7 protein-coding genes are annotated in these 14,942 nt (G+C 35.2%); 5 read left to right on the plus strand and 2 right to left on the minus strand.

The features are described from left to right. Positions 1–213 precede the first annotated feature (213 nt). Positions 214–2,598 carry an L-type lectin family protein gene (locus FC72_RS05190; RefSeq protein ID WP_057765487.1) on the minus strand — a complete coding sequence of 795 codons (2,385 nt, stop codon included), beginning with the start codon at positions 2,596–2,598 and terminating at the stop codon, positions 214–216. A 535-nt stretch (positions 2,599–3,133) separates the two neighbouring features. Between FC72_RS05190 and FC72_RS05195 the strand changes: the two genes are divergently transcribed. Both FC72_RS05195 and FC72_RS05200 read left to right on the plus strand, forming a co-directional pair. Further along, the gene (locus FC72_RS05195) at positions 3,134–10,399 is read left to right on the plus strand and encodes an MBG domain-containing protein (RefSeq protein WP_057765489.1); all 7,266 of its coding nucleotides are present in this window, start codon (positions 3,134–3,136) and stop codon (positions 10,397–10,399) included. A 263-nt stretch (positions 10,400–10,662) separates the two neighbouring features. Beyond that, a complete protein-coding gene (locus FC72_RS05200) occupies positions 10,663–10,860 on the plus strand; it encodes a type II toxin-antitoxin system HicA family toxin (protein WP_057765491.1) in 198 nt (65 codons plus the stop codon). A gap of 4 nt (positions 10,861–10,864) precedes the next feature. On the opposite strand, the gene FC72_RS05205 is transcribed toward FC72_RS05200, so the two are convergent. Further along, positions 10,865–11,527 (minus strand): metal-dependent transcriptional regulator, encoded by a 663-nt coding sequence (locus FC72_RS05205; protein WP_057765493.1) that lies wholly within the window; start codon positions 11,525–11,527, stop codon positions 10,865–10,867. Positions 11,528–11,865: 338 nt separating this feature from the next. Between FC72_RS05205 and FC72_RS05210 the strand changes: the two genes are divergently transcribed. The 3 genes from FC72_RS05210 to yaaA all read left to right on the plus strand — a co-directional run bounded on the left by FC72_RS05210 (position 11,866) and on the right by yaaA (position 14,932). Next, entirely contained in the window at positions 11,866–12,306 is a 441-nt protein-coding gene (locus tag FC72_RS05210) for a universal stress protein (RefSeq protein ID WP_057765495.1), read from the plus strand. Between the two features lie 38 nt (positions 12,307–12,344). After that, positions 12,345–13,931 (plus strand): Nramp family divalent metal transporter, encoded by a 1,587-nt coding sequence (locus FC72_RS05215; protein ID WP_057765497.1) that lies wholly within the window; start codon positions 12,345–12,347, stop codon positions 13,929–13,931. A gap of 254 nt (positions 13,932–14,185) precedes the next feature. Continuing rightward, complete coding sequence (yaaA, locus tag FC72_RS05220; protein ID WP_057765500.1) at positions 14,186–14,932, plus strand: peroxide stress protein YaaA; 747 nt, start codon at positions 14,186–14,188, stop codon at positions 14,930–14,932. Positions 14,933–14,942: the final 10 nt, after the last annotated feature.

Genomic DNA, 14,942 nt, shown 5'->3' on the forward strand with positions numbered 1-14,942 from the left:
ATGAGAAAAAAGTAACCAAATTTATGTAATAAATATAAATTAAAAAATGATTTTGGGAGAAAAATATTATTGTCTTTAAACAGGTGGCATAAATGTGCAATGATACACAGCTTTTTCCGCTTAAAGCAAAAGATCCTATCAATCTAAAATCGGATTGATAGGATCTTTTACCTTAATGCTCGAAAGCTGAACGTGTATCATTGCACTCTTTTTTTAATTATTTCCAATTACGTCTGATGTTGTCCAAGTGAGTGTACCAGTATAATGACCGACTGGACTTAATCCTAATTGTTTTAAAAGTAATCCAGTATCACTGGTCCAGTTTCCTGAAATATTATCAGTAGTACTTGTAGTATATGATTGATTGTTTGTTGCGACGATTACTGGTGTTTCGCTGACATTCATGTAATCAGAATCGTTATCTTTTTTATAAACTAGGTTCATATTTTTATTAAGACTATTATCGGAATTATATAATCCTTTTGATGTAACTGATAATTGCCATGGCTCGCGTAAGCTAGTTACACTTAAATTGAAATCGGAAGTACGTTTTAGATAGGTTGACTGATTACCGTAATGAATATTTTGAAAAGCTAAGCTATCTGAAACGTTCAACGTAAGTGACTTATCCGGTAGAACATTAACGTTGTAAGTAACTGCATTAGATACTAATCCGTTAGTTCTATCGATTGCCGTAACTTTAACTTGTTGAGTAGAGTTAACTGGGAATACGTCCCAGAAATTATCTCCAGCACCTTCAATTAATTGTTTTATATCCATAGTTGAAGAAGTTGTTTGACCAGTTTGAAGACTTAAATCTTGAGCGGCAGTGTAATTATGATCTCCAATAGATAAGTTGAAAACAATATCTGATCCTTTAAGATCACTTGGTGCGTTACTACTATATCCTAGATTAAGATTTGAACTTAAACCAGCATTTTCATTCTTATATAACAAGTCGTATTCAGTTTTATCTGTGCCAAGAACTAAACTGTAATCTTTTTTGGCCAAAATGGTGAAAGCAGGAGAACTCGTCATTGCAATACTATTTGTACCTGTAAATGAAGCGGGTGCTTGTTTTACGTTGATATCACTTGATATCTCGTTCACGGCAGTTACTGAAATAGAAATTTTAGCGGAACTATTATTTGTATCGAGTTCTTTTGCCAAAGTATATTGAAGATTTCCTCCAACGATATCATCTTTAGATATCTTAGTTGGACTTTGACCATCACCATAATCTATAGTAGCAATGTTCTCATTAGCATCAGGCTTTAAAGTGACGTTATCAGGAATTTTTATTTTAGAAGCAATTGATTTCCAGGATTCCTTACCACGTATATAGTTAAGATTATAATTTAATGATAAATCGTCACCATTAGAAACGGTTTTATCTGTGGAGCTGTCTATGATAGTTTTGTTTAAAGTTTTATCAGTGATCGATGCACTTACATCAGAAGTAGGTGATTCAGGGATTGAATCAAAAGCCACTAGTTTAGTAGCAACTAAATTAGATGTACCATTTGCTCCTGTAAAGCCCCAGCGAACTAAATTATCTGTTGCGTTTAACTTGGTGGTATCAATATCTATAGTTTTTGTAGTAGGGGTTTTCTCTAGTCCTTCCTTAGTTATGTCATTAAAAGCGTAAGAAAGTTTTGCAATATTAGATCCAGATGGTGCTGGTGTCCAATCGATGGTTACGTGATGCCAGTAGACTGGATTATTTGATGAGTCAGTATAATCGGTTAAATCAGCTAATTGTGAGTCTACATGAACCATGACTGTTGCTTTATCAAATCCGGGATAGTTACTATTGATGTTTGAATCGATACTTGTTTGATAATAGGTTCCAGCAAAAGCGGGATAGATTACTGCTATATTTCCGTACCGGCTAGCACTTCCATATGTTAGGGTGCCCGGTATTCCAAGCGAAGAAGGTGGCGTTGTCCCTAATTGAGTATCATAAGCATTTTGAGAAAAAGTAGTTCCGACAAGGGGAATCCCACTTGAGCTCATATTTATGGGAGCATTTTTGGAGTTATACATGTTGTTTTTTGCCGTATCAAATTCTAGTGCAACGCTGTTTTGGATGGCTGAATTTTGCATGAAAGATACTTTTTCTGAATAAGTATTAAAGACACTAGATGTAGATTTGTCGAAACCATATGCGCCTATACCGTCTAATCCAGCACCTAATGCACCATTACCACGGGCATCATTTTGAAGAACGAAAGTGATACCCTCACTGTTTATATCGTCCTCACCGTTACCAGATCCAAAATACATCCATGCTGAAATAGTTTGAGGTTTAGTAATATCAAAAGTTTTTTTTGTTGACCAAAGTGATCCGTAGGTATTCTTACCATTTGCTAGAGAAATTATATTTCCATCGGTAGAGTTATCACCAGAGTGATCAACTATTTGAGCTGAATTAGTTTTAAAAGGACTTCCCGATACGGGAGTTGGAGTGGAATTTGACATGTATTGGCTGAGTGGGAGCCCATTAGGGGCTTCTTTTAAAACAGCCAAATCAGTGCTACTGGTTAAAGTAGCGGAAACGTTAGTGGCATTAGCCGTTACTATAACAAAAATGCTCATGAGGATAATAGATCCCCATAAGCTCAGTAGATATTTTTTCCTCATTAAAGTTGCCCTCCCTCAAGAACAATTAATGTTGATTATTTTTTATTTATTTGACTACTTAATTATATCATCTATGAAAATGATAAACTATTAAAGTAGTTGTAATGAAAATAAGTAAAATTATTGTATTAATTTGATTAGTTATTTCGAGAGATAGAGATAGACCTATGATTTGGTTGAATCATAGGTCTTTTTTTATGCAAATTCTAAACTAGAACAGTTCAACAAGGATAAATTCATTGCAGATTGTGTTGAATATATCCAACTGTTGAACTATATTATAGACGTTATAATTATTTTTATGAAAAGGCCAGTAAAACCTTTGCTGACAGTTATTTAAAGGAAAGTGAGGTTATAGTTTTACTATTAGTTTTAAATATAATTTGAGGAACTTACAAACACGAAATTGTCATAATGTCGAAGTTAAATTCAGGGAAAATAGAGATAAATCGATTATATCTAATAATTGATCTAAAAGGGGATCTAAACTTTGAGACAAAAAGTGACCAACGGTGATGTTAAGAAGAGATTCATATTATATAAGGGACACACCGGTTGGAAAATCAAGACGAGAATATTTGGTGGTTTACTAGTAAGCTTTTCAGTATTTGCGATTGCTGAAAGTATGGGAGTCGTTGATGCCCATGCATCAGCTGTAACAACACAAACTACTATGTCAAATAGTGCTGCGGAGTCACCGGTGCCAACAGGAGATAGCGCTGGTGATACGACCGAAAGTACATCTAATACAACAAGTAATACCTCAAAAAATCAACCGGTAGCACAAGCTACTGCGCAAACACAACAGGGCAGTACAACACAAGATAGTACGAATGCAACTAAGTACCCAGTTTTATCCCAGAATCAAAATGTTAGTGTCGGTGCTGACACATCGACTGTTAATCTAACATCTGATCAAATTGCAGGGCACTTTACCGCTAACGTTGAAAATAGAGATGGCGGGGATTCGGATTCTGATGCTGCTGATAACACACACAATATTCAAATTGGTTCTGATGGTTCTGTTGACCTTACAACACTTGGGGATCATCAGTATTATTCTTCACCTGGCAGATCAAGTTCTATATCAGGACACCAGTCTGCTCACGTTTCATTCGAACATGAAATCGATTTTGGACATAATTTTGATATGTCAGGAGCTTTAGGTATTGGTAGTAAAAGTTCCGGTGGTGCTGACAGTGTTGGCTTTATCTTTGCACCAGGAGATCCTGCTGAAGCTACTAAAGGTGGCTCTGGTGGACAATTAGGCCTTGGTGGTTTGAGTAATGCCTTTGGATTTGTTTTTGATGAATATTATAATAGCAACTTTAATGATCCTAGTACATATAGTTATAACTATCCATATATAGGTTGGAGAACAACTGATTCATCTGGTAGTTTGCAAAGTACCAATACTGGGGATGTTCAGTCATCTAGTAACTTGGGACTAACTCGTAGTTCACAACCAGTTAATGATTTTACAATGCACTACGATGCTTCCACACAAATGTTAACTGTTACATTAAACGGAACATCTTTTAGTCGCCACATTGATGATATCAGTACTGGTTATTCACTTTCAGTTGCCGCTTCAACCGGTGGTAGCTTGAATGATTATTCTGCTAAAATAAGTAGCTTTAGTTATACACCTAAGACGATTCCATTAACAATTAATTTGGTTGATTCAGCGGATCAAGGAGCTTTATTAGATAAAACAAACGTTAAAGCTGTCGCCAATATCGGTGATACTATTTCAATTTTCTCAACTCAAGCTGCTGCAGATCGTGCCGTTGCAGATGGTGAAGTTGATCCTTCATTAGTAGCGGTTATACCAACAGATTCAGCTGGTAATGTTTATGTGATCGATAGTAGCAAAGTTGTTTCAAATAATAACGGAACGGTCCACGTTATCAAGGACGAGGATGGTATTGCAGATAGTACTTACTATAGTTATACAGTTACGGATGCTGATAATCAGCAGATGACAGTTCCGGTGAGATTGGCTTTTAAAGCGAAGGTCACTCCCGTTGATTCCACAACTAAAAAGCCTATTAGTGGATTAGATCCAGTGACAGTAGTGGCAGTTGACGGTAAACCGATTCTGGTTCAAATTCCAGGATATACACCTACATCGGTTATTTTAAATAAACCCGCTGATGGTCAGGCAATAGCCGACGATGTTTTACCAATTGATCAAGGTACAACTAATACAGATACATCAACGACTACAGGTACGGCTAATCCAGTAGGACATTATTACACTGGAACAGGTAAAACAGTTGACGGTAAATCCGTTGTAGATAATGCTACCGTCGGAACAGGTCAATCAATTTCTGATACTTTAGATAAACAAGCTTACCAGGATTCTAAGGGCAATGCTGTAGCTAGTGGTGGAAAAACTGCTATTAATAGTGATGATTATTATTGGTCAGATGTTGGTAACGCTAATGCAACCGATTCTCTAGATAGTACAAAACCTCAAAGTGTCGATAGTATTCTTTTACCAACTACTGCCACTTTAGATTATTGGGAACAACAAGCTACCGCTAATCAAACTAAAGCTGACGATTATAAACAACAAGCTCAAACCATGTATGATACTTTTGTTGGTTTGTCAGGCCTAACTACGGCTCAAAAAGCAGCCGCTGATAAATTATTACAATCAGTTGTTAATATTTATGAAGAAGTTTCTGATAAAAACGGGCAAGCTAAAGCCGCTTTTGAAAAAGGCAAGACAGATACCGCCGCTACAGATATTTATAACGATGGACAAACTGGCTATGAAAACCTGGAAGCCGTTAAAAACTTATTGATCAGTTTTAATGATGATCTGACATCTTTGAAAACAACTAATAAGGATGCACAAAACAGTTTGGCAACATTTGACTCATGGAGTGTAACTTATGGTGATGATAATGGATTCCCTAATGTCAGTTTTGGTCCGGATTTTGGAACCCCTACTACCGCTCAAATTCAAGGCTTAGATAATCCAAATTATTATCAGTTTTATACTTGGGGTGCTTCAGGTAAAGGTGATACTCCCGTTACTCCAAAAGATGTCGGTCAATATGTTTTAATGCTGACTGATGCTGGACGTACTTACTTAAAGAGCTTGAGTACGAATGATAATGCCGGACTTTATGTTTCCGGCGTTTTAACGATCAATCCAAAGAGTGTTGAAGCGAATGTCAATAATTTAACAGTAGCATATGGAGATACTCCGGTTTTGAGTGGCAATGTAGATACGATTAAGACAGATGCAACTGATTTGGAAATATTTGATAATGCAGCAAACAAAGTAGTCACAGCTAACCAATTGCAAGCTGGCGGAGACTATTCAATTAGATATACAGACAAAGCTCAAACCGATTTAAGTAAAGGAAATTATACTATTACGACATTCAACACTGGGAAATTAACAGTTACTAAACGTCCATTGACTGTGACAGTTCCAAAGGGAATATATGGTAAAACGTACGGTGATAGTGATAATAGTGAACCTGAATTTGTTGGCACTACTGACGACTTAGTCAATGGTGATACTTTGGAAAGTATTGGCGTTAAGTTATCTAGGGATCATGGTGATGATGCTGGTGAATATCCAATTAATATGGATCCTTCAATAAAACTTTCTGATATTAAAAATTATGATGTCACTGTAGTACCAGGTACTTTTATTATTGGTAAAAAGCCAGTTACCGTAACAGCTGATAATTTAGGTAAAGTTTATGGGGAAAAAGATCCAGAACTTACTTTTGACAGTATAAAAGACGGTTCTCTTGTTGGTGATGACACTAAGTCTGCTTTAGGTGTGACTTTGGAGCGTGTTAAAGGTGAAGATGTCGGAACATATGACATAACTGGTACTAGTGATAGCAAGAACTATAATGTGACGATAAATCCTGGTACATTCACGATTGCAAAAGCACCAGCTGATATCGATATAACTCCAAAAACAATAACTTATGGTGATGCACCAACATTTGCTTGGAGTGTGGATCATACTGATGCAGTTGATAATTTAACAGCAGATGATTTTGAAGTTGTTGATTCCACAGGTAAAGCAGTGGATTCTAAATTCCAAGTTGGTGAAGATTATAATATCCAACTAAAAGATGGTGTACTAAAGACTCTTAACGACGCTAATTCTAATTATGAATTTAGTGCTCCGAAAGTGGCAAAATTAACCGTAGATCCAAAGAATATTACAGTTACAGCTTCGGATAGCCATAAAACTTATGGTGATGCTGATCCAAGTGAATTCACTTTAACTGATGATTCCGCAAAAGGTTTAGTAAATGGCGATACACTTACAAGCTTGGGTGTTAAATTAAGCCGTGATAAGGGCGAAGATGTTGATACATACGGCATAAATAAAGATGTTTCTTCAACTCTAAATAAGAATTACAACATTACAGTTACACCCGGCACATTTACTATCAATAAAAAGAACATTACAGTGACAGCGGCTGATAGTACTAAGGTTTACGGCAACGATGACCCTACATTTACATTGACTGTTGACTCTGCTAAACGACTTGTTAATAATGATAAATTAACTGATTTGACGGTTAATTTAACACGTGTAGCAGGGGATGATGTCGGAGATTATGCAATAAGTGGAACGGCAACGAACCCTAATTACGAAATCACTGTAACTCCAGGTACATTTACTATTACAAAGGCAGATGCTAGTTTTGACATCGGTCACACTGACGTGGTTTATGGTGATACTCCTATATTTACTGGAACATCTAAAGCTAATGATTTTACTAATAATTTAGATTCAACTGATTATGAGATTTTTGACTCTGATAATAATAAAGTGGCAAATACTGACTTGAAGGTTGATGGTCAATATACTATTAAATTAGCAGATGGCGCTTTAAACAAATTAACTTCAGCAAATAAGAATTATAGTTTCAATAACTTTAATGGAAATACATTAGCCGTTACACCAAAAGAAATTGTTGTTACAGCTGATAATAATAGTAAGACTTACGGAGCAGATGAGCCTAAGCTCACTTTAACAAGTAATTCAGCTGATGAATTAGTGAACGGCGACACACTTGAAGACTTGGGAGTTAATTTAGTCCGTAATACTGGCGAAGATGTTGGATCCGATTATGCGATTAATCTCGATAAGTCGTCTAAATTGAATGACAATTACAAGATCACAGTCAATCCAGGAACGTTTACAATAAATCCACTTGCAATTACAGTTACTGCAGCAGATAACAGTAAAGTTTATGGATCAACTGATCCAGAATTAACTTTGACTCCTGACTCAGCTAAGGTACTTGTAAATGGTGATGAACTTTCAGATTTAGGTGTTAAATTAGTACGTGCAGACGGTGAACATGCCGGAACTTATGCTATTAAATTAGACGATTCATCTAATTTGGATAAGAACTATGAAATCACAGTCAACTCAGGAACATTTACGATCAAGCCTGCTGCTGTTACAGCTGACAGTATCACAATTGAACCTACTAAAGTTGTTTATGGTGATACACCTAACTTTGTGAGTGATATAAATGTCGGTGGAGTTTCTAACACTCTTGAACAAAGCGACTATGAAATTGTGGATCCAAACGGAAACGCCGTAACTACTAACTTACAAGTTGGTGGAACTTACTTTGTTAAATTAAAAGCTGAAGCATTAGACAAACTTCATGATGCAAATCCTGATTATACTTTCAATAACCCAGAACGAGCAGAACTCACTGTAACTCCAAGAGATATTACAATTACTGCTGACAATAGTAGTAAAGTTTATGGAAATACTGATCCAACTAAGTTCAATTTAACAAAGGATTCAGCTGATGGATTAGTAAACGGTGATACTCTTGACAGTTTAGGAGTTAAATTAAGTCGAGTCGCTGGTGAAAATGTTAATGACTATGCAATTAATCTCGATAATCCATCTGATTTGAATAATAACTACAATGTTACTTTCAAAGCAGGTAAGTTTAGTATTACAAAGAAACCAGTAACAGTAATTGCTGAAGATAGTAGTAAAAATTATGGTGATAAAGATCCAGAATTAAAATTAACTGACGAATCTAGCGATGTTCTCGTAAAGGGCGATAAACTTTCAGATTTAGGAGTTAAATTAAGTCGTGTTGATGGTTCTGATGTTGGAACATACGCCATAACTGGTACTGTTAATAGCGCTAACTACGATGTTACAGTTACACCTGGGACATTTACGATCAAACCAGCATCAGCTAGTGTAAAAGTGAATGATTCAAAGATGACTTACGGAGATAAGCCTAGTTTTTTAGCCACACCTAGCGTTGGTAAAACAACATTCAGCCAAGATGATTTTGAAATTCTAAAAGATGGGAATGTCGTTAATAAAGCTGACTTACAAGCTGGAAGTTACGATATTAAATTGACTGATGTAGCTATAAATAGATTGAAATCTGAAAATCCTAATTATAGTTTTGGCGATGACTCAATTAATACGGCTACATTGACTGTTGCAAAGCGTCCAATCGTTATTACAGTTGATAATCAGACAGTATATGTTGGTCAAGACGATCCTGAAAATAAGGCTATATTAAGAAATCCTAGAATCGGCGATAATAATTTATTAAATAGTCTACATTTAAGTTATCAAGAACCTGATGCTACAACAGTTGGTGCATATGATATTAAAGCATCAAGTGACAATCCTAATTACGATATCACTATTGTTCCCGGACAATTAACTGTTTTGGGTAAAGATACTGACAAAGATGGAAATGTTACGATAACTCAAAAAGATAAAGATGGAAATGTTGTTAAAGTAACAAAGGAATGGAACAATGATGGAAATAAACAGACTGTCTACAATTATGACCCTACAACAGGTACAAAGACTGTTAGTGAATCTGATGATGGCAAAGAAGTTGAGAACCAAACTATCGATCCTACTAAAGGTAAGGCAATTCTTCCAGATGAAGATGGTGCTGCAACCGTTGTAACTACTGATGATTCTGGTGAACCAAAGATCATCCATTATACATCTGATCCTGATAAGGACGGATTAACTAGTGCAGATGAATTGATCAAGTATGGCACTGATCCTCTAAATCCCGATACAGATGGAGACGGAATTAGTGATGGTGATGAAGTTAAAAATCATACAGATCCTTTGGTAGCTAATATCTCTAATGATGATTCAGCAAAAATAGTCAAGAAGAATCAAACAGTTGGTACTACAACTAAGACGGTTAAGTTATATAACAGAGACGGCAAATTGATTTCTGATAGAATGCTTGGAATAAATACCGATTGGCTCAGTGATGAAGAATATACTTTAGATGACGTTCTTTATTACCGTGTATCGACAAATGAATTTGTTAAAGCAAGCAATGTTTATGTATATCTTTATCAAGGACCAACATTTATTAGAGTATATAATAATGAAAAAGGTGATTTGATCAATTATACTGGAGCTCCTGTTAGTCGAAGTTTAAGACCAAGTACTGAATGGAGAACTGACAGAATTGCGGTTATAAATGGTCGAAATTATTATCGTGTATCAACAAATGAATTTGTTCCAGTCGAAGAAGTTTATGAATACGAAAGTGTACATAATAATATAACTACTGACGAACCAACTACCGTTTACGATGAACGTGGCAATCAAACTGGAGTTGTACTACCAGCTAATGCCGCTTATAAAGTAGATAAAGTTGTAGTTATCAATGGGGATGTTTATTATCGAGTTGCAACGAATGAATTTATTAAAAATGATGTAAAGTAGGAGAGAGTGGGACAAAACATGTTCAACTTTCGAGCATTAAGGCAAATGACTCCAGTAATCCGATTTTGGATTACTGGAGTCATTTGTATTAAGCGGAAAAAGTTATGTTTTGTTCCACGTTTATGCTGCATGTTTAAGGGAAAATGGTTTTACCACAGCCCCTGTTTTTGATTTCTAACTTTTGTTGCACTCTTTTGCTGTGTTACAATTTACAATTAAGTAGAAATAACGCAATTCTAATTGCGAGAATTCAAGGTAATAAAATGGCAATGAAGCCTCAAAAAATTGTTAAGTTATTAAGACAAAATGGGTTTGTGGAAAAATCCCAAAAAGGTTCACACTTAAAAATGTATAATCCAACAACTAATGTAACTGTTCCTGTTCCGATTCATCATGATAAAGAGTTGGAACATGGAATTGAAAGTAAAATATTGAAACAAGCGGGAATTGAACAATCATAAGTACTTATTCAAGTATTGCTTTACTAGTTTCAACTATTCTAATAGAACCAGCTAATACTTTAGGTAATAGTTGTTTACTATTAGTTCTATAGTTATAAATGATCACAATACCATCAATAATATCTAATATCTTTATAGAATCATTCAATTTAATATCGACTGTTTCTAAAAGGCCAAATATGTAGTCATCTTCAGAAAAGCTCTGAACTACGTATGTTTGGTCTTTTTTTAGTTCATCAGTTAATGTCAAAGGATCATCGGTGATAATTTCAGAATTATTGGGAATGACATTACCGTGTGGACAAATTTTGGGATAGTTTAAATATCTATTTAATCTGGAGACAAAATTATCACTTACGGATGTTGACAATATGTCAGCCTCAATATGGCTATCTTTTAAAGAATAATCCAAGTTATTTACTAGCCAAGTTTCAATTAATCTTTGTTGTTGGATATACGGTTTAAGTAATTCGATTCCTTTTTTGGTAAGTTGAGATCCGTAATAACGCCGATATGTTAGAAACTCTGTATTTTCATAGATATTCTTTGTGCGCTCCGTTACAGAGGCGTTACTCAAACGGGCTTTCTTTGCTATGGCACCGTTGCTGACGGGATGTAAGAAACCGCCTAATTCATATATTAATTTCAGAAAATTTAAGTCATTCATTATTGATCACCAGAATATTTTTTAATACTTTAAGCATATTTTGAGATAATCTAGCTGTCAACATAAAATTAGCTAAACCTAATATTAATATTTAACAGGCTAAATAATTTTTAATAAAATGAACTGGAAATTATTTCTTCTATTAGTTACACTGCCGATATATAACGTTTTGCAGTGCAATCTTGTTTAAACTTATATTGCAAATTGATTGACTAAATCACTTTTGAGGTTAGAATTCAAGATAAATAATCAAAAAGATTTTATTAGCATGGACTAAAAAAATCTTTACAGATTATTAATTTGTACTAGAATGGGAAACGTAGAAAGGAGCAATTAACATGTCAAAAGATAAAAATACTTTCAATAGAGTTCTAGTGGGTGTTGATGATTCAGCAGATGCTCAACTTGCATTTAGATATGCAATGAGACGTTGTATCAAAGATGATTCCACGATGATAATTACTTCTATTTTGGAAAATGATGAAATGAATGTTTATCAAGCATTAACCAAAGATTATGTTCATGGTGAGCGTAAAGAGTTGGAAGAACACATCAAGGAATATCGCCAAGTGGCACTTGATGCAGGTGTTAAACGTGTAGAAATGTTTGTCGCCGAAGGTGACCCTGGTGAAACTATCGTCAAAGAAGTTGTACCAGCAACAGAAGCTGACTTGTTGGTTATTGGTTCATTATCCAAAAAGGGAATTAGAAAATATTTTGGATCACAAGCAGCGTACATGGCTAAGTATTCACCAATCTCAATCATGATCGTACGTTGAAAATAAAATATCGTAATTTGCACTAAGGGAGATTATTTATGACAAAGGAAAACGAAACTCCACGTAAGCATAAACTTATCCAATATGCTAACGGTCCTTCTCTAGAAGAGATTAACGGGACAGTTTCAGTACCAAAGGATAAAGGATTTGTAAAAACATTATTGGCTTATTCAGGACCAGGTGCACTAGTCGCAGTTGGTTACATGGATCCAGGTAATTGGTCAACTTCAATTACTGGTGGTCAAAATTTCCAGTACTTACTAATGTCAGTTATTCTAATTTCTAGTTTAATTGCCATGTTATTACAATATATGGCAGCTAAACTAGGGATTGTAAGCAGTATGGATTTGGCGCAAGCCATTAGAGCCAGAACGAGTAAGGCATTAGGAATCGTTTTATGGATTTTAACAGAGTTTGCGATTATGGCGACAGATATTGCCGAAGTTATTGGTGCCGCAATTGCTTTGTACTTGTTATTCCACATACCATTAGTTATCGCGGTATTCATTACCGTTTTAGATGTTTTAGTTTTGCTATTATTAACAAAAATTGGATTCAGAAAAATCGAAGCAATTGTTGTTTGCTTGATTTTAGTCATTTTATTCGTATTCGTATATCAAGTCGCTTTATCAAACCCTGATTGGAGTGGAGTATTCGGTGGATTGATTCCAACATCAAGAACCTTTTCAACTAGTGAAAAGATTGCTGGTATGACTCCATTAAGTGGTGCTTTAGGTATTATTGGTGCTACTGTTATGCCTCATAATTTATACTTGCATTCAGCTATTTCACAAACACGTAAAGTTGATCATAATGATGAAGAATCTGTTGCTAGAAACGTTAAGTTTTCAGCTTGGGATTCAAATATTCAATTAACGGCCGCATTTTTCGTTAATGCCTTGCTATTGATCATGGGTGTTGCCGTATTTAAGACAGGTGCTGTTAAAGACCCTTCATTCTTTGGATTATATGAAGCATTGTCAGATACTTCTACATTAAGTAATGGAATTTTAATTGGCGTTGCCAAATCAGGTATTTTATCAACACTATTTGCCGTTGCCTTATTGGCATCTGGTCAAAATTCAACTATTACAGGTACACTTACAGGACAAGTTATCATGGAAGGTTTCGTCCACATGAAGATGCCTCTTTGGTTGAGAAGATTAGTTACACGTTTGATCTCAGTTATTCCAGTTTTGATCTGTGTTATGTTGACTAGTGGAAAGAGTGCAGTTGACGAACATACAGCATTGAATAACTTAATGAATAATTCACAGGTATTCCTAGCTTTCGCTTTACCATTTTCAATGTTGCCATTATTGATGATGACAGATAGTGCTATGGAAATGGGTAACAGATTCAAGAATAGCCTATGGGTCAAGGTTCTAGGTTGGTTATCAGTTATCGGATTAACAATATTGAACCTTATAAGTTTGCCTGATCAAATTTTGGCATTCTTCGGTGATCACCCAACAGCAGGTGATGTAGATGCCTCAAAAATTATTGCTTACATTCTAATTATTGCCGTATTGGCATTGTTAGTTTGGACAGTTGTTGATTTGCATCATGGTAATAAGAGATTAGCAGCACAAGTAAAAAGTGAAAAACTTGCCGCTGAAGAATAAGAGTGCAACTCAGCATGCCCAGCTTTCGAGCATTAAGGCAAATAAGGACAGTAATCCAACGGATTACTGTCCATATTTGTATTAAGCGGAAAAAGCTATGCTGAGTTGCACGTTTAAGTAGCAAGTTTGAGGATAAAGATAAAAGGTGAATTCGTTCCTATTTGTATTAAGCATAAAAAGCTATGCTGAGTTGCACATTTAGGTAACGAATAAAAAATTATGTCACAGTCGCCTTTTTCGTCTAAAATAAAATCATGAAAATAATAATAGCGCCTGCCAAAAAGATGGTTGTAGATACAGATACTTTTAATTATGAGGATTTGCCACAGTATCTGGAAAAAACCGCAATAATTTTGGCTGAAATGAAAAAATTAACTTATATAGAAGCAAAAAGACTTTGGCAGTGTAGTGATAAATTGGCCAAGGAAAACTATGAGTGGCTTCAAAAACTTGATATAAACAAGCATCTGACACCTGCATTGATAGCTTTTAGTGGTATTCAATATCAATACATGGCACCAGATCTTTTTACTGAATCTGCACTTGACTACGTTAAAGATAATTTGAGAATATTATCAGGATTTTATGGAATATTACGCCCATTTGATGGTATAGTGCCGTATCGTTTAGAGATGCAATCTCGAATTAAAGTTGCTGGAGCTAAAAATCTTTATAGTTTTTGGGGAGAACAAATTTATCGGGCTTTGTCGAATAATGAAGAACCAATTGTTAATTTAGCTTCAAAAGAATATTCAAAAGCTATAACGCCATTTCTATCACCAAATCAAAAATTCGTTACAATTGTTTTTGGAAGTATCGTAAATGGAAAGCTAAAAACTAAAGCCACATTGGCTAAAATGGCACGTGGTGAAATGGTTCGTTTCATGGCTGAAAATAAAGTTGAACATATTGAAGAAATAAAAAAGTTTTCTGATCCTGACTGGAAATATTCACCTGATCACTCTGGTGAAAATGAAATAGTGTTTATTTATCAAAAATAGATGTCAAATA

It is taken from the genome of Companilactobacillus tucceti DSM 20183 (assembly GCF_001434665.1).
GTDB classification, from domain to species: domain Bacteria; phylum Bacillota; class Bacilli; order Lactobacillales; family Lactobacillaceae; genus Companilactobacillus; species Companilactobacillus tucceti.

What these genes read in the sequence shown, in the direction of transcription:
- FC72_RS05205 (WP_057765493.1), bottom strand. Translation starts at nt 11,527, where the DNA reads ATGAATGACTTAAATTTTCTGAAATTAATATATGAATTAGGCGGTTTC.
- FC72_RS05190 (WP_057765487.1), bottom strand. Translation starts at nt 2,598, where the DNA reads ATGAGCATTTTTGTTATAGTAACGGCTAATGCCACTAACGTTTCCGCT.
- FC72_RS05200 (WP_057765491.1), top strand. Translation starts at nt 10,663, where the DNA reads ATGGCAATGAAGCCTCAAAAAATTGTTAAGTTATTAAGACAAAATGGG.
- yaaA (WP_057765500.1), top strand. Translation starts at nt 14,186, where the DNA reads ATGAAAATAATAATAGCGCCTGCCAAAAAGATGGTTGTAGATACAGAT.
- FC72_RS05215 (WP_057765497.1), top strand. Translation starts at nt 12,345, where the DNA reads ATGACAAAGGAAAACGAAACTCCACGTAAGCATAAACTTATCCAATAT.
- FC72_RS05210 (WP_057765495.1), top strand. Translation starts at nt 11,866, where the DNA reads ATGTCAAAAGATAAAAATACTTTCAATAGAGTTCTAGTGGGTGTTGAT.